Genomic DNA, 21,822 nt, shown 5'->3' on the forward strand with positions numbered 1-21,822 from the left:
TCAGACGGTCGCCCTGTGCCCGCCGTCGACGAGGACGGCGCCCGGGTTCATGATGCCGCGAGGATCGAGTTCCCGCTTCACGGCGGTGAGGATCCGCACGCCGGTGTCCCCGATCTCCTGCGCGAGCCAGGGGGCGTGATCGCGACCCACGGCGTGATGATGGCTGATCGTCCCGCCGTTCGCGAGGATCGCGTCGTTCACCCTGCCCTTCACGACGGTCCAGGCGCCGAGCGGATCCTGTCGCAGCCCGGCGAGCACCGTGAAGTAGAGGGACGCGCCGGTCGGGTACACGTGCGAGACATGACACATGACGTACGAGCGGGCGTCCGCCGCGTCGAAGCCGTCCCGCAGCGCCCCCTCGACCGCTTCCTTCAGAGTGCGCAGGTTCGACCAGGTGGTCGCGGTCTCCAGCGTCTCGCAGAACACCCCGGCATCGAGCAGTGCGTCACGCAGGTATGGACCGTCGAAGCGTCCCGCCGCCCATTCCTCCGCGTCGCCGGTGCCCGCAGACCGTCCACCCGCCGCGGCGAGGATCTCCGCGGTCCGGTCCCGGCGTGCCGCGGCGTCGTCGCCCTCGAACACCGTCACGACGCTCGCCCCCTTCGCAAGAGCCTTCCCGATCCGGCCGACCTGGGCGAGGCTCACGGCGGTCTCGGCTTCATCCGAGAGCCGGATGACCGTGGGGCCGGCCCCCTGCTGGACGACCCGGCGGAGCGCATCGGCGCCGCGGTCGAAGTCCGGAAAGGTCCACGACTCGAAGATCCGCGCCGTCGGTACCGGGTGCACGCGGACGCGGACCTCCGTGATCACGCCGAAGATCCCCTCGGAGCCCAGGAAGAGGCGGAGGAGATCCGGCCCGGCCGCCGATCCCGGCGCGCGGCCGAGGTCGAGATCCCCCGTGGGCGTCGCGACGCGGATCCCGGTCACCATCGCGTCGAAGCGCCCGTTGCCCGCCGAGTTCTGTCCGGACGACCGAGCGGCGGCGAAACCGCCGATGGTCGCATACCGGAAGCTCTGCGGGAAGTGCCCCAGCTCGAACCCGTGCGCCGACAGCAGCGCTTCGGCCTCGGGTCCGGTCGTGCCTGCTGCGAGGGTCGCCTCGCCGCTCACTTCGTCGAGCCGGAGCAGCCCGGAAAGCCGGCGCAGGTCCAGGCTGAGCACCGCACGATGTCGGCCGGTCTCCGGGTCCAGCGCCCCGACGACGCTCGTTCCCCCGCCGAAGGGGATCACGGCGATCCCGCGCTCCCCCGCCAGCGCGAGGCAGGCGCGGACGGCGTCGTGGTCCGCGGGGAACACGACGGCATCGGGGGCGTCCTGCTCGACAGCCCGCCGCCGCAGGAGATCGGGCGTGGAGCGCCCCCCGGCATGCCGAAGGCGCATCGACGTCGTGGCATCGACTGCGTCGGGACCGACCGCGGCCACCAGCGCGTCGAGATCATCGACCGTCAGCCGGGAGGGCCGTACTCGCACGTCGTCCAGCGCGGGCGGATGCGGCGGGCGGGGAACACGGCCCAGCAGCAGGGGCAGCAGGCCCCGGACCGCGAGAGGGAGGTCCTTCGCCCTTTCCGGGTCGCCCCAGCCGTTCCAGCGCATCTCGGGCCTGTCGGCTCCTCTGCCGTTCCGCTGCTCCATGGGTTACAGTGTGACACATCATGGAAGAACGTCAACCTTCGGATGTTCCCTCGGAAGCCTTCACTCCCGCCTGGGATGCCACGCAACGCCGAGTCCTCGACGCGGCGGACGACCTGCTCGTCCGCAGCGGTGTCCACGGTGTGACCATCGCCGCACTCGCCCGGCGCTCCGGCCTCAGCCGTCCCACCATCTACCGAACCTGGCGCGACGCCGACGACGTCGTCCGGTCCGCGCTCCTGCGGCGGGTCGCGGACCTCCTCCAGGAGTTCCCGGCGAAGGTCGAGTCCCGGGATGCGCTCGTCGCCGATGTGCTGCAGTTCACCTCCCTCTTCCGGGCTGACCCGGTGTACGGCCGTCTCCTCGAGGAGGAACCCGAGGCGTTCACGCGCTACACGCTGCACCGGGTGGGCTCCAGCCAGCGGCTCATCCTCCGGTGGCTGGCCGACGCGATCGCAGCGGCACAGGCCCAGGGTTCGGTGCGCGCGGGCGAACCCGGCGAGATCGCCGTCATGCTCCTGCTGATCGCCCAGTCCGCCGTGCTGTCGCACGGCACGGTGGCCGACCTCATCGACGAGCAGGCCTGGGAACGCGAGCTCCGCGCCGCGCTGGACGGCCACCTGCGGCCATGACCTCAGCCTCGACCGCTCTCCACGCGGCGCGCCGCCGAAGCGAGCTCGCGGCCGCGGCCGACGACACGTGCGACCTCCTCGTGGTCGGTGGCGGGATCACCGGGACGGGCGTGGCCCTGGACGCCGCGTCGCGCGGTCTCCGTGTGACCCTCATCGAGGCGGAGGACCTCGCCTTCGGGACAAGCCGATTCAGCTCGAAGCTCGTCCACGGCGGCCTGCGGTACCTCGCGACGGGCGACGTGGCGACGGCGCGCGAGAGTGCGCGGGAGCGGCATCTGCTGATGTCGGTGATCGCACCCCACCTCATCCGTCCGCTCGGACAGCTGCTCCCGTTCGCCCCCGGTGTCAGCGGCCGCCAGCGGGGGGCCGGGGCGGCGGGGATGGCCATGGGGGACCTCCTCCGCCTGCAGGCGCGCACGAGCGCGAAGACCCTCCCGGGGCCGCACCCCGTCGGGACGGCGAGGGCCCTGCGCCTGTTCCCCGCCCTGAACCCCCGCGGACTGCGCGGCGGCATGGTCACATACGACGGCCAGCTGTCCGATGACGCCGCCCTCGTCGTGGCTGTCGCCCGCACGGCTGCCGGTCTCGGCGCGCGGATCCTCACGCGAGTGCGCGCCGAGCGGCTGCACGCCGACGGGGCCACGGCGACGGACATGCTCACCGGGGAACGCATCGATATCCGGGCACGGGCGGTCGTCAACGCCACCGGGGTGTGGGCGGCGACCCTCGACGACGGCCTCACTCTGCGCCCGAGCCGCGGCACCCACATCGTCCTGGACGCCGCGGATCTCGGCGATCCGGCCGCTGCGCTGACCATCCCGCTGGAAGGTTCCATCAGCCGCTACGTGTTCGCCCTGCCACAGCGCGGCGGGCGTCTCATCGTCGGTCTCACCGATGTCGACGCGCCGGGCCCTATCCCCTCCGTCGCCGAGCCCACCGAGGCCGAGATCAGCTTCCTCCTGGAGACGCTGAACCGCCTGCTCGCGGTGCCAGTGGCGCGGGACCGCGTCCGTGGGGCCTTCGCCGGCCTCCGCCCGCTCGTAGACACCGGAGCGGCCGAGACCGCGGACGTCTCCCGTCGTCACCTCGTGCGCGCCTCCGAGTCCGGCATCATCTCCGTCCTCGGCGGCAAGCTGACGACCTACCGCCGGATGGCGGAAGATACCGTGGACCTGGCGGTGCAGCAGCGAGGCCTCCTGGCCGGTCCCAGCAGCACCGCGACGCTGCGCCTGATCGACGATCCCGCACCGGGTGACGGCTCGCAGGACGGCATCGCCGAGGGCACCACTCTCTCCCGCGCCGCCGTCGAGCACGCCGTCCGATTCCAGGGCGCGCTCACGGCAGCCGATGTGCTGGACCGCCGCACGCGGATCGGACTCATCCCCGACGAGCGCGCCCGCGCCCTTACCGTAGTGGAACAGATCGTCGCCGAGACGGTGGCCGACCTCGGCTGACCGACGGGGAGTCCTGCTCGGGAAACGCGTCAGTGGCGCTCGTGGAGCGGGAGCTCGATTGCGCCGGTCTCGCCGGCGTGGCGGGCCTTCGGGATGCGGGTGCCCAGCACCTGTGCCACGACGTCCTGGGCGATCTTCGAGGCCGTGAGCCCGGCGTCGGCGAGGATCTGATCACGCGAGGCGTGGTCGATGAACTCATCGGGAAGACCCAGCTCGTCCACCGCCGTGTCGATGCCCGCCTCGCGGAGCACCTGCCGCACGCGCGTGCCGATGCCGCCCACGCGGATGCCGTCCTCCAGCGTGATCACCAGGCGATGCCTCGCCGCGAGCTCGACGACCGAGGGCTGCACCGGGATCGCCCACCGCGGGTCGATCACGGTGGCGCCGATGCCCTGGGCGCGCAGCCGCTCCGCCACGTCGACGGCCAGGGAGGCGAAGGGGCCGATGGCGACGATGAGGACGTCTTCGCCCTCGCCGCGCGCCAGCACGTCCACGCCGTCCGAGAGGCGCTCGAGCGCCGGCAGATCGGCGGAGACGTCGCCCTTCGGGAAGCGGATGACGGTCGGAGCGTCCTCGACGGCGACCGCTTCGTCCAGCGCCTCGGTCAGTCGTGCACCGTCACGGGGTGCGGCGATGCGGATATGCGGGACGATCTGCAGCATGGCGAGATCCCACATGCCGTGGTGGCTGGGACCGTCGGGACCCGTGACGCCGGCCCGATCGAGCACGAAGGTGACGCCCGCGCGGTGCAGCGCGACGTCCATGAGCACCTGGTCGAACGCACGTCCCATGAACGTGGCGTACACGGCGACGACCGGGTGCAGGCCGCCGTAGGCGAGTCCGGCGGCCGAAGCCACCGCGTGCTGCTCGGCGATGCCGACGTCGTAGACACGGTCGGGGAAGCGCTCCGCGAAGGGGGCGAGACCGGTGGGCCGGAGCATCGCCGCAGTGATGGCGATCACGTCCGAGCGGCGTTCCCCGACCTTCACGAGGGCGTCGGAGAAGACGTCGGTCCACCCGCGGCCGCCCGAGGACAGCGTCTCCCCCGTCGTCGGGTCGATCTTTCCGACCGCGTGGAACTGGTCGGCCTCATCGTCACGGGCCGGCTGGTAGCCGCGGCCCTTCTCGGTGATCGCGTGCACGATGACCGGAGCGCCGTACGACTTCGCCAGTTCCAGGGTCTCCAGCAGGGCCGGAAGGTCGTGACCGTCGACCGGACCGAGGTACTTGATGTCGAGGTTGGAGTACAGCGCCTCGTTGTTCGTGAACCGGGAGAGGAAGCCGTGAGTGCCGCCCCGCACGCCGCGGAACACCGCGCGGCCCACCGGCCCGAACGCGCGGAACAGGCGATCGGACTTGTGATGGAGGTCCTTGTAGGCCGCCGCGGTGCGGACCCGGTTGAGGAAGCGGGACATGCCGCCGATGGTCGGCGCGTAGGAGCGGCCGTTGTCGTTGACGACGATCACGAGGTTGCGGTCGTTGTCGTCGGAGATGTTGTTCAGCGCCTCCCACGTCATGCCGCCGGTCAGCGCCCCGTCGCCGACGACCGCGACGACGTGTCGGTCCGCGCGACCCGTCGCGGTGAGCGCCCGGGACACACCATCGGCCCAGCTCAGCGAGCTGGAGGCGTGGGACGACTCGACGACGTCGTGGGGGCTCTCCGCACGCTGCGGGTAACCGGCGAGACCCTCCCGGACGCGGAGCTTCGAGAAGTCCTGACGGCCGGTGAGGATCTTGTGGACGTAGGACTGGTGGCCGGTGTCGAAGATGAAAGGATCGTCCGGAGACGAGAACACGCGGTGCAGGGCGATCGTCAGCTCGACGACGCCGAGGTTCGGACCGAGGTGACCGCCCGTCTGCGAGACGTTCTCGACGAGGAAAGCCCGGATCTCCGCAGCGAGTTCTTCCAGTTGCTCCGGCGAGAGTCGATCAAGATCACGCGGTCCAGAGATGCTCGGAAGAATGGGCATCTGCGCCTCCTCACAGGCCTCGGCAGAGCGTCCGAACGGGTGCGGACGTCTTCCCGATCCTACCGCTTGGAGCCGGGAATCCCCCGAGGGCGGGAGACCCTTGACACGCCGAAGGGGCCCGTGTCCGTGGACACGGGCCCCTTCGTCGTCGCGGCTCAGACGAGCGAGCGCAGCACGTACTGCAGGATGCCGCCGTTGCGGTAGTAGTCCGCCTCACCGGGGGTGTCGATGCGGACGACCGCGTCGAACTCCACCGGCTGCTTGCCCTCGGGCGAGTGCTCGCTCGGGGTGGCGGTGACCTTGACCGTCTTCGGGGTGACGCCGTTGTTGAGCTCCTCGAGTCCCGTGATCGAGACGATCTCGGTGCCGTCGAGACCCAGCGACTCCCAGCTCTCGCCGGCGGGGAACTGCAGCGGGACGACGCCCATGCCGATGAGGTTGGAGCGGTGGATACGCTCGAAGCTCTCCGTGATCACGGCCTTGACGCCCAGGAGGCTCGTGCCCTTGGCCGCCCAGTCACGGGACGAGCCGGAGCCGTACTCCTTGCCGCCGAAGACGACGAGCGGGGTGCCCTGCTCGGCGTAGTTCATGCACGCGTCGTAGATGTACGACTGCGGGCCGCCCGGCTGCGTGAAGTCGCGGGTGTAGCCGCCCTCGACGACCTGCCCGTCGTTCACGGCCGAGACCATGAGGTTCTTCAGGCGGATGTTCGCGAAGGTACCGCGGATCATGACCTCGTGGTTGCCGCGGCGTGAGCCGAAGGAGTTGAAGTCCTTGCGGTCGACGCCGTGCTCCGTGAGGTACTGGGCCGCGGGGGTACCCGGCTTGATGTTGCCGGCCGGCGAGATGTGGTCGGTGGTGACCGAGTCGCCGAGCGTCGCCATGACGCGCGCACCTTCGATGTCCTTCACCGGGGTGAGCTCCATCGTCATGCCGTCGAAGTACGGGGCCTTGCGCACGTACGTCGACTTCTCGTCCCACTGGAACGTGTCGTCGTCCGGCGTGGGCAGGTTGCGCCAGCGCTCGTCACCGTCGAACACGGTGGCGTACTGCTTGATGAACTGGTCGCGCGAGATCGACGAGTCGACGATCTCCTGGACCTCGTCCGGCGACGGCCAGATGTCCTTGAGGAACACGTCGTTGCCGTCCGCGTCCTTGCCGAGCGCGTCGGTCTCGAAGTCGAAGTGCATCGAGCCGGCGAGGGCGTACGCGATGACCAGCGGCGGGCTGGCCAGGTAGTTCATCTTCACGTCCGGGCTGATGCGGCCCTCGAAGTTGCGGTTGCCCGAGAGGACGGCCGTGACCGCGAGGTCGTGCGAGTTGATCGCCTCGGAGACCTCTTCGATGAGCGGCCCGGAGTTTCCGATGCAGATGGTGCAGCCGTAGCCGACCGTGTAGAAGCCGAGGCCCTCGAGGTCCTTGTCCAGACCCGACTTCTCGTAGTAGTCGGTGACGACCTTCGAGCCGGGGCCGAGCGTGGTCTTCACCCAGGGCTTCTGCTTGAGGCCCTTCTCCCGCGCCTTGCGGGCGAGGAGGCCGGCGGCGATCATCACCGACGGGTTGGACGTGTTGGTGCACGACGTGATGGCCGCCAGGGTGACGGCGCCGTTGTCGAGGATGTACTTCTCGCCCTCGGGAGTCGTGACCGGGACCGGGTTCGACACGTTGGCCGGGGCGCCGCTGCTGATGTGCACGGGACGCGTGGTCGGCTCCTCCTCGCCGGGGACCTGACCGGGGTCGGACGCCGGGAAGGAGTGCTTGGACTCGAGGTCGACGATGTCGTCGCTGGTCGACGCCGTGGCGTAGTTCAGGATGTCCTGCTCGAACTGCGTCTTCGCCTCGGAGAGGAGGATGCGGTCCTGCGGGCGCTTCGGGCCGGCGATGGACGGGACGACCGTGCCGAGGTCGAGCTCCATGTACTCGCTGAAGACCGGCTCGTGGGAGGCGTCGTGCCAGAGCTTCTGCTCCTTGGCGTAGGCCTCCACGAGCGCGACGGCCTCGTCGCTGCGGCCGGTGAGGCGCAGGTAGTCGAGGGTGACGTCGTCGATCGGGAAGATCGCGGCGGTCGAGCCGAACTCGGGCGACATGTTGCCGATCGTCGCGCGGTTCGCGAGCGGCACCGAGGCGACGCCCTCGCCGTAGAACTCGACGAACTTGCCGACGACGCCGTGCTTGCGCAGCATGTCGGTGATGGTCAGCACCACGTCGGTCGCGGTCACGCCGGCGGGGATCTCACCCGAGAGCTTGAAGCCGACGACGCGCGGGATGAGCATCGACACGGGCTGGCCGAGCATCGCGGCCTCGGCCTCGATGCCGCCGACGCCCCAGCCGAGCACGCCCAGTCCGTTGACCATCGTGGTGTGCGAGTCGGTGCCGACACAGGTGTCGGGGTAGGCCTGGAGGACGCCGCCGTTGGTGCGGTCGTAGATGACCTTCGCCAGGTGCTCGATGTTCACCTGGTGGACGATGCCGGTGCCGGGGGGCACGACCTTGAAGTCCTGGAACGCGGTCTGGCCCCAGCGCAGGAACTGGTACCGCTCGCCGTTCCGCTCGTACTCGATCTCGACGTTGCGCTCGAGGGCGTTCTCGGTGCCGAACAGGTCGGCGATGACGGAGTGGTCGATGACCATCTCGGCCGGCGAGAGCGGGTTGATCTTGTTCGGGTCGCCGCCGAGCGCCGTCACGGCCTCCCGCATGGTGGCGAGGTCGACGATGCAGGGCACACCGGTGAAGTCCTGCATGACCACACGCGCCGGCGTGAACTGGATCTCGGTGTTGGGCTCCGCGTTGGCGTCCCACGACCCGAGCGCCTCGATCTGCGCCTTCGTGACGTTCGCGCCGTCCTCGGTGCGGAGCAGGTTCTCCAGGAGGACCTTGAGGCTGAAGGGGAGCTTGTCGAAACCGGGCACCGTGTCGATGCGGAAGATCTCGTAGTCGGTGCTGCCGACCGTCAGGGTGCTCTTGGCACCGAAGCTGTTCACCGTGGACACGAATCCGTCTCCTTCTATTCGGATGGGAGCGACAGGCGCCTCCATCTTGCTCGCCGGTGCGGCCGCGCGGCTAGCAAGGGGGACCTAACCAGTCTGCTCCGCGCAGGTCACCGGCGAAAGCCCGTGATTTATCTTGATGTCGAGATAAATCTATCACGCCGCCGCGGGGTCGTCGTGCGACGACGCGCGGGGATAGAGCGCGCGGACGACCAGCCATGTCACGGCGATCAGGGGCGCGAACAACGGCAGCCCCATCACGAGCTTGAGGGTCCCGAGAGCGGTGACGTCACCTGCCAGGTACAGCGGGAACTGCACGATCAGCCGCGCGAAGAACAGCGCCGCCCAGGCGATGCCGAGCCAGAAGAACGCGCGTCGTTTGCGTCGGTCCGAGCGCCAGGCGGTGCCCTCCCCCATGAGGAAGCCGACCGCGAGACCGATGACCGACCAGCCGATGAGAGCCGAGACGAGGATCACCGAGCCGTAGACCGCGTTGGTGATGAGGCCGGGAACGAAGTTGTCCTCGCCGCGGCCCGTCCACAGCGCCAGACCGGCGGCGGCCACGGCCGCGATCAGTCCGCCGAGGGCGGCCGACGGCGGCGACTTCTGCACCAGCCGGACGACGGTGAACACGGCGGCCAGACCGACGGACACTCCGAGGGGCAGCAGCAGGGGCTCAGGCCGAAGGGTGAACAGGATCACGAACGCGAGGCTCGGCAGCACCGACTCCAGGATCCCGCGCCAGCCGCCCATGGCCGACCAGACCACCTTGTGCGTGCTCGCGCTCTCCGATGGGTCGAGCCCGGCCTTGCGCGCGGCGCCGCCGAGTGCTGCTCCGAGGATCTCCGACGCGCTCTGCGTGCGTGGCTCCTCGGCGTCCGGCGTGGTCACGCGGAGCCCGGCGTCGCCGGCATCTTCAGGGGAATGAGGTCGCGCGGCGGCATGGGCGCTCCCCCGCGGACGACGACGATCGAGCGGAAGAGGTCCTCGACCTTCGCCGCGGCCTCGGGGTCGGACGCCGCCGCTCCGCCGATCACGCCGCGGAGGAACCAGCGCGGGCCGTCGATGCCGATGAAGCGCGCCAGACGCAGGCCGGAGCCCTCGCTGGCCGTGGCGGGGACCTCGGCGAGGAGCTCCTTGCCGAGCGGACCCTCCCGCTCCTCGACGCGACCGCCCTGCGCCTTCACCTGGTCGCGGAGCTGGACCCGCGTCTCATCCCAGAGACCGCCGCTCCGCGGAGCCGCGAACGGCTGCACCTGGAGCGACGACTCGGCGTAGTCGAGCCCGACCGCCACGATGCGCTTGCTCTGCTCCTCGACCTCGAGCCGCAGGTTCAGTCCCTCGCGCGGCAGGATCTTGATCCCGCCGAGGTCGATGTACGGGCGGACGGGGTTCGCCTCGGAGTCGTCGAACGGGCCCTCGGTGGCGCGGTTTTCGGGCGCCGACTTGGAAGGAGTGTCGTTGCTGTCGGTCATTTCGCCTGTCCTGCTTCGTTCTCGGGAGTCTGTGCCTGGTAGCCGGTCGAGCCGAATCCGCCGGCGCCGCGGACGCTGTCCGGAAGCTCGTCGACCGGGAGGAACCGGGCGCGGGTGACGGGCATCACGATGAGCTGTGCGATGCGATCGCCGACGGCGACATCGTACGCGCTGTGGATGTCCGTGTTGATCAGACTGACCTTGATCTCGCCCCGGTAGCCGGCGTCGACGGTGCCGGGCGAGTTCACGATCGAGATGCCGTGCTTCGCCGCGAGACCGCTCCGGGGCACCACGAAGGCCGCATAGCCGTCCGGCAGCGCGATACGCACTCCCGTGGGCACGAGAGCCCGCTCCCCCGGCTCGAGCCGTACGGCCTCGGCGGCCACGAGATCGGCTCCGGCGTCGCCCGGATGCGCATAGCCGGGGACCACTGCGGCGATAATGGGGACATTAACGGAATCGGTCACCCCATGAGGCTAATGCAGAACCCCGCAACGGACGCACGTCCCCGCTACCACGAACGCCTGGCCCCCAGCCTGTGGCTGCTGGTCACGATCGCCCTGGCGGGACCGATGGTGTCCCTCATCTTCGTGCCGGTCGGCTCGACCTTCGCGCTGCTGCTCGGCGGAGCGGTGTCCGCGCTGCTCGTGGTGGCGGCCATCGCCCTGGCTCCGGTCGTCTCGGTGCAGGACGACGTACTCCGCGCCGGGCCTGCTCACATCGACGTGCGCTATCTCGGCGAGCCGATGGCGTTGACCGGCGACGAGGCACGCGCCGCACGAGGACCGGAGCTCCCGGCTCGCGGGTGGCACCTCATCCGAGGCGGCATCGACGGTGTCGTCGTGGTGCCGAACATCGACGAGGCAGACCCCGTCATCGCGTGGACGATCTCGACCAGGACGCCCGATCGGCTCGCCGCGGCCATCCGCGCGGCGCGGGGCTGACCGCCCCCGGAGAAACGACAGCGCGCCCCTGACCTGGATGGTCGGGGGCGCGTGGGGCGTCGCTCAGAGGGCTGCTCAGGCAGCGCACTCCTTGCAGATGGGGCCATCGGGTCCCTCGTGGTCGAGCTGCGAGCGGTGCTTGACGAGGAAGCAGCTCATGCAGGTGAACTCGTCCTGCTGCGCGGGCAGCACGACGACATCCAGCTCGAGGTCGGAGAGGTCCGCGCCAGGGAGGTCGAAGCTCGACGGGTTGTCGGAGTCCTCGTCTCCGGTCGTGCCGGACAGCTTGTCCGGCACACGCTCCTTGAGGGCTTCGATCGACTCGGAGTCGTCTTCACTCTTTCGGGGAGCGTCGTAATCGGTTGCCATGCGGTGAATCTCCACTTTCATGGTGCGAGTGGGCGGGTGCGCCGTCGGGTAATCGGCGGCCATAGTTTGCATGACCGGCGGGCGTTTCGCAAATGCCCTCCCATGCGACAGGGCAAACTCACGGCACGCCCGCCGTATTCCCCGTTCCGGCCAGCCCGGCGTGACACCATGAACGCACACCCATCAGAGGGGCATTCGCATGGAAAACGTCACCATCGTCGGCACAGAGGCAGGAGTGCTCGTCCTCGCTACCGAGGCGGGCGAGCGGTTCGCGCTGCCCATCGACGCCGTGCTGCAGCGGGAGATCCGCCGCGCGACGCGCCAGGCCGAGCCGGCCGCCCAGAAGCTCGCTGCGAGTCCACGCGACATCCAGGCGCAGATCCGCGCCGGTCTCACCGCCGCGGAGGTCGCGGAGCTCCTCGGGATCAGCGTCGACGACGTCGCCCGGTTCGAGGGCCCCGTCCTCGCCGAGCGCGAGCACATCATCGGCCAGGCGCTCGCCGTGCCCGTCCTCATCGGCAGCGAGGTCGAGCCGGATGCGCAGCCCACCTTCGGAGCCGCGATCCGCGCCAAGCTCGCCGAGGTGGCCGCGTCGTCCGAACGCTGGGCCAGCTGGAAGGAGGAGTCCGGTTGGATCATCAAGCTGGAGTTCTCCGCCAACGACGTCGAGCATGACGCCCGCTGGAGCTTCGATCCGCGGCGCAGCGCCCTCTCCCCCCTGAACGCCGACGCCACACAGCTCTCCCGCCAGGGTTCGCTCCCGGAGGGCCTCATCCCGCGCCTGCGGGCGGTGGAGGCGGACCGTGCCGCTTCCCCCTACAAGGACGACAGCCGCTTCGACTCCGGTGCCTTCGGTCCTCGTCTGGTCCCGGCTCCGGTTGCAGAGGCCGACGAGCCGGCGCAGCCCGAGCGGTCGGCGCCGGCGGTCCAGGACGCCGCGATCAACCGCGCACCCGACTCCGCCTCGACGAGTCCGGAGACCGCCGACCTCCTCGAAGCCCTGCGCCGCCGTCGCGGCCAGCGGGAACCGTCGCCGATCGAGCACGAGATCGAGGAGACTCCGGAAGAGTCCGACCCCATCGCTCTGTTCGCCGCCCTGGAGGAGCCGGACGACGAGCCCGAGGCCCCCGAGCCCGCGCCGCGTCAGCCTGCTTCCGGGGACAGCGACGGCAGCGGGCGTCGGCGCCGCCGGAACGCGATGCCGTCGTGGGACGAGATCGTCTTCGGAGCGCGCACCGACGAGTGATCGGTTCCCGGTCGAGCCTCAGGAGGCGAACGATCCGAACCGCAGGAAGGGAACCCGCGTCTCATCCGGCGTGAGCGCCCCGTGCTGCCCCACCATGCCGCGATTGCGCTGGTCGTCGGCAGTGCCGTCGTAGAGTGCCCGGACTCCCGTGGCGATGACCAGGACGTCGCCGACGCGATCCAGGACCTCGTCTCGCACGACCGGACCGAAGAGCCCGGCCTCCACCGCCTCCGCGCGGGTGACGACATCGGCCGCGCCCTCGAGGTCGCGGCGAAGCCGCGTCGCAACCAGAGCGGCATCGGCGTCCGGCTCAGGGTAGAGGTGCAGCATGCGGGGTTCTCCGCCCACGTGACGGATTCCCGCGAGATGCGACTCCTCGAGCACTACCTGACGGTGGAACGGCACATCGACCATCCCGTGATCCGAGGTCACGACCACGCCGACCCGCGGGGGGACGCGGAGCGACAGCGCCCCGTCGATCCGCTCCAACGCGGCCACCCACTCGGCGGACGCGACACCGTGCTTGTGCCCCGCCTTGTCGACCTCGGGGAGGTAGCAGTACACCAGCGAGCCCGGATGCTCCGCGGCCAGCGTGTAGGCGACCTCGACCCGCTCCTCCGGCGTCGCGGCAGACACGAAGGTCGCTCCCCGCAACGTCGCCCGCGTGAAGCCGCTGTGCGCGTAGGTCGCGAGTCCGACGGCGAACGTCTCCTGTCCGACCGACGCCGCGCGCTCGAACACGGTGGGCGTCCCCTGCCAGGTGAGGGGATCCAGGCCGTCCGTCTCCCACCCGCTGAGCTGGTTCACGAGCACGTCCCGTTCCGGATCCCTGACCCGGTACCCGACGAGGCCGTGCTCCCCCGGCCAGGCACCCGTGGTGAGACTGGTCAGCGCCGCCGCCGTCGTCGTCGGGAACACCGTCTGGGCGACGTCCTTCTTGGTCATGGATGCGGTGAGCGACCGGGCATGACCGGCGTGGCCCCTGAGGCTGATCGCCCCGAGGCCGTCGATCACCACGAGCACGGCCGAATCGGCGCTCGGCAGCGTGGCGGATTCGCCTCGGAGAGCGGCGCACAGGTCGTCCGCCACCCCGACGACGCTCCGGGCGCCGGGCGGCACGGACGGTAGCATGAAGGACATCCGAGCCAGTCTGACACAGGCTCCCGTACGCCCTCAGGAAGTCCATGCCGAAAACCCCGCCGCCCGAGCCCGTCGAGGAACGCATCCAGGACATCGATCTCTCTCACGAGATGCAGGGATCCTTCCTGGAGTACGCGTACTCCGTCATCTACTCGCGGGCACTCCCCGACGCCAGAGACGGCCTCAAGCCGGTGCAGCGCCGCATCCTGTTCCAGATGGCCGAGATGGGCCTGCGCCCGGACCGCGGTCATGTGAAGAGCGCCCGCGTCGTGGGCGAGGTCATGGGAAAGCTGCACCCCCACGGCGACTCGGCCATCTACGACGCGCTCGTCCGCCTCGCGCAGGAGTGGGCCCTCCGGGTGCCGCTCGTCGACGGTCACGGCAACTTCGGCTCCTTGGACGACGGCCCCGCCGCCGCCCGGTACACCGAGGCGCGCCTCGCCGCACCCGCGCTGTCGCTCACCGAGAACCTCGACGAGGACGTCGTCGACTTCATCCCGAACTACGACGGCCAGTTCCAGCAGCCGGCCGTGCTGCCCGCGGCGTTCCCCAACCTGCTCGTCAACGGTGCCAGCGGCATCGCGGTGGGCATGGCGACCAACATGGCGCCGCACAACCTCATCGAGGTCGTCGCCGCGGCGACCCACCTGCTCGAGAACCCGGACGCCACCACCGAGGACCTCATGGAGTACGTCCCCGGTCCCGACTTCCCGTCGGGCGGGATCCTCATGGGGCTCGATGGCGTGAAGGACGCCTATACGACCGGGCGCGGTGCCCTCAAGGTCCGCGGGCGGACGTCGATCGAGCCGCTGGGCCCCCGGCGCACGGGCATCATCGTGTCGGAGCTGCCCTACATGGTCGGCCCGGAGCGTCTCATCGAGAAGATCCGCGACGCGGTGCAGGCGAAGAAGCTGCAGGGCATCAGCGACGTCACCGACCTCACCGACCGGAACCACGGCCTGCGCGTCGCGATCGGGATCAAGACCGGATTCGACCCGAACGCCGTCCTGGAGCAGCTGTACCGGCTCACTCCGCTGGAGGACTCCTTCAGCATCAACAACGTCGCCCTCGTCGACGGTCAGCCCCGCACGCTCGGGCTCAAGGAGATGCTCAGCGTCTACGTGGGGCACCGCATCGAGGTCATCACCCGCCGCAGCCGGTACCGGCTCGCGCGCCGGGAGGAGCGCCTGCACCTGGTGGAGGGGCTCCTCATCGCGATCCTCGACATCGACGAGGTCATCCAGGTCATCCGCTCCTCGGACGACACGGAGCAGGCCCGCACCCGACTCCGGTCGGTGTTCGACCTCAGCGAGCCGCAGGCCGAGTACATCCTCGAACTGCGACTGCGCCGCCTGACCAAGTTCTCCCGCATCGAGCTCGAAGCGGAGCGGGACGCCCTCCTCGCGGAGATCGCGTCGCTGCGCGAACTGCTCGCCAGCCCGGCGCTGCTGCGCGCCGCCGTCGCCCGGGAGCTGGACGCCGTGGCGGAGGCCTACGGCACGCCGCGCCGCACGCTGCTGATGAACGCCGCCCCGCCGAAGCCCCGCGCGACGAAGGGCGCGGTGGATCTGCAGATCGCCGATGCTCCGACCACCGTGGTCCTGTCGACGACGGGCCGCGCCGTGCGCGTGGACCTCGGCGAAGGACAGGAGCTCACCGCCCCGGCCCGGCGGAGCAAGCACGACGCCATCCTCGCGACGGTCGAGACGACGGTCCGGGGCGAGGTCGGGGCACTCACCAGCACGGGACGCGTCGTCCGCTTCTCCCCCGTCGACCTGCCCTCGGTGCCCGGCACCTCGGTGCAGCTCGCCGCGGGGACTCCGCTGCGCGACTACCTCGGGATCACGACCAAGGGCGAGCGCATCCTCGGGTTCGTCCGTTTCGACAGCGAGACCCCCGTCGCCCTCGGCACCGCTCAGGGCATCGTGAAGCGCATCGTGCCGTCGACCCTGCCCGTGCGGCCCGACCTGGAGGTCATCGGCCTCAAGGCCGGCGACGCCGTGGTCGGTGCGGCCGACGCTGCGGATGACGCCGACCTCGTGTTCCTCACCACCGACGCGCAGCTCCTCCGGTTCTCGGCTTCGACGGTCCGCCCCCAGGGCGCCCCTGCGGGCGGCATGGCGGGCATCAAGCTCGGCTCCGGCGCCTCTGTCCTCTTCTTCGGCGCCGTCCGCCCGGACACGGAGGCCGTCGTCGCCACGGTGTCCGGTGCGGAGAGCATCCTGCCAGGCACCGATCCCGGCCGCGCGAAGGTCTCGGCCTTCACGGAGTACCCGTCGAAGGGCCGCGCGACTGGCGGCGTCCGCGCCCACGCCTTCCTGAAGGGCGAGGACCGCCTCACCGTCGCCTGGGTCGGCCCGAGTCCGGCACTGGCCGTCGACCCCACCGGCGCGGTGCGCAAGCTCCCGGACGTGGGGGCACGACGCGACGCCTCCGGTCAGCCGATCGACGGCGTCATCGGCAGCATCGGCCGCACGCTCGTCTGATCCGTTCCACGAAGAAGGGGACCCGGCCACGCCGGGTCCCCTTCTTCGTGACCTCTGCACTCAGGCGTCGATGGACTCGCGGGAGAGCTGGTCGGCGGAGTCGATGATGAACTCCCGCCGCGGGGCGACCTCGTTGCCCATGAGGAGTTCGAAGACGCGGCCCGCCGCCTCGGCGTCCTCCATCCGGACGCGGCGGAGCAGACGACCGGAGCGGTCCATCGTCGTGTTCGCGAGCTGCTCGGCGTCCATCTCGCCGAGACCCTTGTAGCGCTGGATCGGCTCGTGCCAGCGCTTGCCGGCCTTACGGAGCTTCGCGAGCAGCGCGTGCAGCTCCTGCTCGCTGTAGGTGTAGATCGTCTCGTTCGGCTTGGATCCCGGATTGATGACGATGATCCGATGCAGCGGCGGCACGGCGGCGAACACCCGTCCGTTCTCGATGAGGGGCCGCATGTAGCGGAAGAAGAGCGTGAGCAGCAGAGTGCGGATGTGCGCGCCGTCGACGTCGGCGTCGCTCATGAGGATGATCTTCCCGTAGCGCGCGGCGTCGATGTCGAAGGTCCGACCGGAGCCGGCCCCGATCACCTGGATGATGGACGCGCACTCGGCGTTGGACAGCATGTCGCCGACCGACGCCTTCTGCACGTTGAGGATCTTCCCGCGGATCGGCAGCAGCGCCTGGAACTCGCTGTTGCGCGCGTTCTTCGCCGTGCCGAGGGCCGAGTCGCCCTCGACGATGAAGAGCTCGCTGCGCTCCACGTCGTTCGTCCGGCAGTCGACGAGCTTGGTCGGCAGGGTGGACGACTCGAGCGCGTTCTTCCGGCGCTGCGTCTCCTTGTGGGCGCGTGCCGACACGCGGGCCTTCATCTCGGAGACGATCTTGTCGAGCAGCTGCGTGGCCTGGCTCTTGTCGTCGCGCTTGGTGGAGGTGAAACGCTGCTGCAGGTCCTTGCGCATCACCTGGGCCACGATCTGGCGCACGGCGGGCGTGCCGAGCACCTCCTTCGTCTGACCCTCGAACTGCGGCTCCGGCACGTTGACCGTGATGACCGCGGTGAGGCCGGCGAGGACGTCGTCCTTCTCGAGCTTGTCGTTGCCGACCTTGAGCCGGCGGGCGTTCTGCTCGACCTGGCTGCGGAGCACCTTCAGCAGCTCCTGCTCGAAGCCCTGCTGATGCGTGCCGCCCTTCGGCGTGGAGATGATGTTCACGAAGGAGCGGATGCGGGTGTCGTAGCCGGTGCCCCAGCGCAGGGCGATGTCGACGGCGCAGACGCGCTCGACCTCGGTCGCCACCATGTGCCCGTCCGGCTGCAGGACCGGGACGGTCTCGGTGAACGTGCCCTCCCCCTGGATGCGCCAGGTGTCGGTCACCGGCGGGTCGACCGCGAGGTAGTCCACGAACTCGGAGATGCCGCCCTCGTAGAGGTACGAGGTCTCCACGGGGCCGGTCGGCGCACCGTCCTCCCCCGCCCCGGCGCTCGCGGCGCGCTCGTCGCGCACCACGATCTCGAGCCCGGGGACCAGGAAGGCCGTCTGACGCGCCCGCGTCTCGAGCTCGGCGAGCTGGAACGCGGCGTCCTTGGTGAAGATCTGGCGGTCGGCCCAGTACCGCACCCGCGTGCCGGTGACGCCGCGCGGCGCCTTGCCGACGACGCGCAGCTCGCTGTTCTCCTCGAACGGGGTGAACGGCGCATCGGGCCGCTTCTCCCCCGAGTCCTGGAAGATGCCGGGCTCACCGCGGTGGAAGGACATCGCGTAGGTCTTGCCGCCGCGGTCGACCTCGACGTCGAGGCGCTCGGAGAGCGCGTTCACGACCGAGGCGCCGACGCCGTGCAGACCGCCCGATGCCGCATAGGAGCCACCGCCGAACTTCCCTCCGGCGTGCAGCTTCGTGTACACGACCTCGACGCCGGTCAGACCGGTCCGGGGCTCGACGTCGACGGGGATGCCGCGACCGCGGTCGTGCACCTCGACGCTGCCGTCGTCGTGGAGGATGACGTCGATCCGGGAACCGTTGCCGGCGACGGCCTCGTCCACGGAGTTGTCGATGATCTCCCAGAGGCAGTGCATGAGCCCGGGCGAACCGTTAGAGCCGATGTACATGCCGGGGCGCTTGCGGACCGCTTCGAGTCCTTCGAGCACCTGGAGATGATGGGCGGAGTACTCGGCATTCACAATCTCCGAGTCTATTCGCGGGAGGGAGCCGCCCCTCGCAGACACTCCCCGGGGCGCCGCCTTCGCGGGTGCGCGCGTACGCGCTGAGCGAAACACGCCGTCGACCGGGCATGCCCCCAGGTGCAGCGTGGTTGTATTGAGCACGACCAACAAGGACGCCGACACCCGAGGAGGCCCCGAGATGAATGCAACGACCGAACGTGAGACCTCCGCTGTCGAGTACCGCCTGACCGCGATGGACCGCTGCGACTCGTGTGGAGCGCAGGCCTACATCGCCGCCGAGGTCAACGGTTCCGAGCTGCTCTTCTGCGCCCACCACGGCCGCAAGTACGAAGAGAAGCTGCGCAGCGTGGCCACGAGCTGGCACGACGAGACCGCCCGTCTCATCGAGACGGTCTGATCAGCGCCTGACCCGGCCGGGCCGGTTCAGTCCACGACCCTCCGCCGAATCCGCGGACCGAGGCGGGTGAGCATCTCCTCGCCCACCGTATCGATCCGCTCGGCGAGGGTCGTTGCTGTCTCCTCCCCGTGTGCGCCGGGGCCGAAGATCGTCACCTCGTCGCCGACCGCCATCCCCGGCCAGCCGTCGACCGTCATCGTGGCGACATCGATGGTCGACACGGCACGCGAGCCGGCGGGGGTGCCCACCGTCATCCCGGTCAGCGTGGAGGGGACGCCGTCCAGGCTCCCGACAGCGACGATCGCGTTCTCGCCCTCCACCCGCACGACCGGCGCGACGAGACGCGCCGCGGGACGGATCCCGTCGAGGTCCGGGCCGTCCGCCGAGCGGATGCCGTAGCAGAACGCGCCGATCCGCGACACGGTCCCGCGCAGCTCGGGTCGCCACCAGGACGCGGCCGAGGCCGTGAGGTGCACAGACGCCGGCTGCGGCCCGGTCAGGCCGGCCTGCCGGACGGCGTCGAGGAACACGGCCTGCGCCTCGTCGTCCTCGGCATCGCTCGCCTCGGCGATGTGGCTCCAGACGCCGACGAGCGCGAGGGCGCCGGACCGCTCGGCGTCTCGGGCTTCGGCGACCGCGGCCGCCCAGTCCTCCGGGCGCACGCCGTTGCGGTGCAGCCCGGTGTCGATCTTGAGGTGGATCCGTGCGCGCACGCCGAGGACCTCCGCCCGGGCGGCGATGCGCCGGAGATATTCGACCGTGCCGACGCCGAGCTCGATGTCCTGCAGGAGCGCCTCGTCGATCTCCTCATCCGTCGAGGTCGCCCAGGCGAACACCGTCACCTCTCCGCCCGCGATGCGCCGGACCTCGACGCCTCCGCGCACGTCATAGCTGCCGAACGACGTCACCCCGGCCTCGAGGCCCGTCTCGACCGCCCAGCGGAGCCCGTGGCCGTAGGCATCGTCCTTGAGGACCAGCATCAGCGTGGAGTCGCCGAGGCGGTCACGGACCGCCGCGATGTTCGCGCGGAAGACGGCGCTGTCCAGACGCAGTTCGGGGCGCATCGGGCCTCCCATCATGCCTCCCATCCGCGCACGGCGTGCGCTCCCGGGACCGCGACGAGCTCAGCCGGGGTCATCCGAGTGAGCTCCGCCCAGCGCGCGATGGCGCCGGAGGCGGGTCCGGTCCCTCCGAAGTAGGTCACCGCGTCGCCCACCTCCGCGGGAGCCCCCTGGAGGTCGATGACGCAGACGTCCATCGCGACACGCCCGACGATGGGGTGCAGCGCGCCGTCGATCTCCACGTCCGCGTGGTTGCCCAGGGCCCGCACGATGCCCTGAGCGTAGCCGCCCGTCACGAGCGCGACCGTGGTGTCCGCCGCCGCCCGGAAGGTGTAGCCGTACGAGACGGCCTCTCCCGCCCGCAGGCGCTTGGTGGACATGACACGGCCGACCAGGCGCATGACCGGAGGCGTCGTCGGGAGGCCCTCCGCGGACGGCAGCCCGTAGAGGAGAGCGGGATCGACGTCCGGCTCTCCGGTGATCGTGGCGGTGATGCCTTCGAGACGGAGCGCCTCGACCTCTCCGGGGGAGTCGACGAGGACCTCCTCCGCTCCTGCCGCGGTCACCGCCTGGGCGACGGCGAGCAGACCGTGACCCCACGCATCGCGCCGCAAATCGGCCCGGCGACCTCCCGCCTGGATCGCCGCGGATGCGCCGGCAGCGAGGGCCGAACGCGAGATCATCGCCTGCGGAAGCGCACTCGAACTCGTGTCACACACGTGCTCCAGCCTAGCTTCCGCGCTCCCAGGAGCCTGGGGGCTCCCCGCGTAGACTGGGACGTCGATCCCTAGACCCGGAGCTTCATGTCTCGTCTTTCTCTCGCGCCCCGCATCCGCTACCTCCTCGGCCGTGCCCGCCGCATCGACGTCGGTTCGGTGTTCGAACGCGCCAAGGAGGCCTCGGCCCAGCATCACCGGCCCGTGCCCACGATCGTCGCCGACATGCTCTGGTCGGCGGCCCGTCACAACGTCGGCTTCCAGGACTACATCGACTACGACTTCGCGATGCTGAACCGGGCCGAGCGTGAGACGTACATGACGCACCCCGTGTCCAACCAGCTCTCGCAGAAGTACGACCACCCCGACTTCCGCTGGATCTTCCAGGACAAGATCGAGTTCAACCGCAAGTTCTCCGCGCACCTGCACCGTGAGTGGATGGTGGTCGAGGAGGGGAACGCCGACGAGGTCCGCGCCCTGACGGAGCGCCTCGGCACGATCGTCACGAAGGAGCCGGTCGGCCAGGCCGGGACCGGTGTGCACCGGTATCACGCGGCCGACATCACGGACTGGACCGAGTTCCACCGCGGCCTCCTCGATCGCGGCGAGCTGCTGATCGAACAGGTCATCCGCCAGCACGACGACCTCGCAGCCGTGTGCCCCGGGACCGTGAACACCACGCGCATCACCGCGTTCTTCGATGGCGAGAAGGCGCACATCCTCGCGATGGCGCAGAAGTTCGGACGCGGCGCGGTGAGCGACCAGATGACCTTCGGCGGCTTCTACACGATGCTCGACGAGAACGGGCACGCGGTGGGGGCCGGCTACGACTCGCACGGCCACGTCCACGAGACGCACCCGGACTCCGGGTTCCGTATCGCCGACTTCCAGCTGCCCTATATGGACGAGGTGCGGGCGTTCATCGATCAGGTCGCCCGCGTCGTGCCGCAGGTGCAGTACGTCGGCTGGGACGTCGTCGTGACCCCTGACGGCCCCGTGCTCGTCGAGGGCAACTGGGGAGCAGGCGTGTACGAGAACAAGCCCAGCGTCACCGGCATCCGTACCGGGCACAAGCCGCGGTATCGCGAGGTCATCGGCTTCTGAGCCTGTCGAAGCGTCGACCCGGCCCCTTACGAACGAA

General features: G+C 70.2%; 18 protein-coding genes. 7 read left to right on the forward strand and 11 right to left on the reverse strand.

Going from position 1 to position 21,822, the window contains the following annotated elements; translation table 11 throughout:
- Nucleotides 1-1,632, reverse strand: coding sequence for an FAD-binding oxidoreductase (locus tag KZC57_RS02500; protein WP_247640977.1), 1,632 nt, complete (start codon nt 1,630-1,632; stop codon nt 1-3).
- 20 nt (nt 1,633-1,652) lie between these two features.
- Between KZC57_RS02500 and KZC57_RS02505 the strand changes: the two genes are divergently transcribed.
- Together KZC57_RS02505 and KZC57_RS02510 are read left to right on the forward strand one after the other, a co-directional pair.
- A complete protein-coding gene (locus KZC57_RS02505; RefSeq protein WP_144881154.1) occupies nt 1,653-2,261 on the forward strand; it encodes a TetR/AcrR family transcriptional regulator in 609 nt (202 codons plus the stop codon).
- Entirely contained in the window at nt 2,258-3,715 is a 1,458-nt protein-coding gene (locus KZC57_RS02510) for a glycerol-3-phosphate dehydrogenase/oxidase (protein ID WP_247640978.1), read from the forward strand. The genes KZC57_RS02505 and KZC57_RS02510 overlap by 4 nt, the downstream gene beginning before the upstream one ends.
- A 29-nt stretch (nt 3,716-3,744) precedes the next feature.
- Here KZC57_RS02510 and dxs read toward each other — a convergent pair whose 3' ends face one another.
- The 5 genes from dxs to dut all read right to left on the reverse strand — a co-directional run bounded on the left by dxs (nt 3,745) and on the right by dut (nt 10,614).
- A complete protein-coding gene (gene dxs, locus KZC57_RS02515) occupies nt 3,745-5,685 on the reverse strand; it encodes a 1-deoxy-D-xylulose-5-phosphate synthase (protein ID WP_060921816.1) in 1,941 nt (646 codons plus the stop codon).
- Nucleotides 5,686-5,840: 155 nt separating this feature from the next.
- The gene (locus KZC57_RS02520; protein WP_247640979.1) at nt 5,841-8,720 is read right to left on the reverse strand and encodes an aconitate hydratase; all 2,880 of its coding nucleotides are present in this window, start codon (nt 8,718-8,720) and stop codon (nt 5,841-5,843) included.
- Nucleotides 8,721-8,828: 108 nt separating this feature from the next.
- A complete protein-coding gene (locus tag KZC57_RS02525; protein ID WP_247640980.1) occupies nt 8,829-9,563 on the reverse strand; it encodes a DUF3159 domain-containing protein in 735 nt (244 codons plus the stop codon).
- The gene (locus KZC57_RS02530; RefSeq protein ID WP_060921813.1) at nt 9,560-10,147 is read right to left on the reverse strand and encodes a DUF3710 domain-containing protein; all 588 of its coding nucleotides are present in this window, start codon (nt 10,145-10,147) and stop codon (nt 9,560-9,562) included. The genes KZC57_RS02525 and KZC57_RS02530 overlap by 4 nt, the downstream gene beginning before the upstream one ends.
- The gene (gene dut / locus KZC57_RS02535) at nt 10,144-10,614 is read right to left on the reverse strand and encodes a dUTP diphosphatase (RefSeq protein ID WP_247640981.1); all 471 of its coding nucleotides are present in this window, start codon (nt 10,612-10,614) and stop codon (nt 10,144-10,146) included. Before dut ends, KZC57_RS02530 begins: the two co-directional genes overlap by 4 nt.
- Nucleotides 10,615-10,626: 12 nt before the next feature.
- Between dut and KZC57_RS02540 the strand changes: the two genes are divergently transcribed.
- Entirely contained in the window at nt 10,627-11,091 is a 465-nt protein-coding gene (locus KZC57_RS02540) for a DUF3093 domain-containing protein (RefSeq protein ID WP_247640982.1), read from the forward strand.
- A 75-nt stretch (nt 11,092-11,166) separates the two neighbouring features.
- Here KZC57_RS02540 and KZC57_RS02545 read toward each other — a convergent pair whose 3' ends face one another.
- Nucleotides 11,167-11,460 carry a DUF4193 domain-containing protein gene (locus KZC57_RS02545; RefSeq protein ID WP_060921810.1) on the reverse strand — a complete coding sequence of 98 codons (294 nt, stop codon included), beginning with the start codon at nt 11,458-11,460 and terminating at the stop codon, nt 11,167-11,169.
- A 199-nt stretch (nt 11,461-11,659) separates the two neighbouring features.
- On the opposite strand from KZC57_RS02545, the gene sepH reads away from it, so the two are divergent.
- Entirely contained in the window at nt 11,660-12,706 is a 1,047-nt protein-coding gene (gene sepH, locus KZC57_RS02550) for a septation protein SepH (protein ID WP_060921809.1), read from the forward strand.
- A gap of 18 nt (nt 12,707-12,724) precedes the next feature.
- Here the strand turns inward: sepH and KZC57_RS02555 are convergent, their stop codons facing one another.
- Nucleotides 12,725-13,846 carry an alkaline phosphatase family protein gene (locus KZC57_RS02555; protein WP_247640983.1) on the reverse strand — a complete coding sequence of 374 codons (1,122 nt, stop codon included), beginning with the start codon at nt 13,844-13,846 and terminating at the stop codon, nt 12,725-12,727.
- Between the two features lie 44 nt (nt 13,847-13,890).
- Here KZC57_RS02555 and KZC57_RS02560 point away from each other — a divergent pair, with 44 nt between their 5' ends.
- A complete protein-coding gene (locus KZC57_RS02560) occupies nt 13,891-16,332 on the forward strand; it encodes a DNA topoisomerase (ATP-hydrolyzing) subunit A (RefSeq protein WP_144881160.1) in 2,442 nt (813 codons plus the stop codon).
- A gap of 60 nt (nt 16,333-16,392) precedes the next feature.
- On the opposite strand, the gene KZC57_RS02565 is transcribed toward KZC57_RS02560, so the two are convergent.
- Nucleotides 16,393-18,504: a type IIA DNA topoisomerase subunit B gene (locus KZC57_RS02565; RefSeq protein WP_374206594.1), complete on the reverse strand. Its 2,112-nt coding sequence runs from the start codon at nt 18,502-18,504 to the stop codon at nt 16,393-16,395.
- 181 nt (nt 18,505-18,685) lie between these two features.
- On the opposite strand from KZC57_RS02565, the gene KZC57_RS02570 reads away from it, so the two are divergent.
- A complete protein-coding gene (locus tag KZC57_RS02570; protein WP_025103577.1) occupies nt 18,686-18,904 on the forward strand; it encodes a hypothetical protein in 219 nt (72 codons plus the stop codon).
- Between the two features lie 26 nt (nt 18,905-18,930).
- Here KZC57_RS02570 and KZC57_RS02575 read toward each other — a convergent pair whose 3' ends face one another.
- Together KZC57_RS02575 and KZC57_RS02580 are read right to left on the reverse strand one after the other, a co-directional pair.
- A complete protein-coding gene (locus KZC57_RS02575; protein ID WP_247640984.1) occupies nt 18,931-19,968 on the reverse strand; it encodes an alanine racemase in 1,038 nt (345 codons plus the stop codon).
- Between the two features lie 11 nt (nt 19,969-19,979).
- Nucleotides 19,980-20,684 carry an alanine racemase gene (locus tag KZC57_RS02580; protein WP_231919622.1) on the reverse strand — a complete coding sequence of 235 codons (705 nt, stop codon included), beginning with the start codon at nt 20,682-20,684 and terminating at the stop codon, nt 19,980-19,982.
- A gap of 84 nt (nt 20,685-20,768) precedes the next feature.
- Between KZC57_RS02580 and KZC57_RS02585 the strand changes: the two genes are divergently transcribed.
- Complete coding sequence (locus KZC57_RS02585) at nt 20,769-21,785, forward strand: sugar-transfer associated ATP-grasp domain-containing protein (protein ID WP_060921807.1); 1,017 nt, start codon at nt 20,769-20,771, stop codon at nt 21,783-21,785.
- The last annotated feature ends 37 nt before the right edge of the window (nt 21,786-21,822 follow it).

Source organism: Microbacterium sp. KSW4-4, assembly GCF_023091185.1.
Taxonomy (GTDB): Bacteria; Actinomycetota; Actinomycetes; order Actinomycetales; family Microbacteriaceae; genus Microbacterium; species Microbacterium paraoxydans.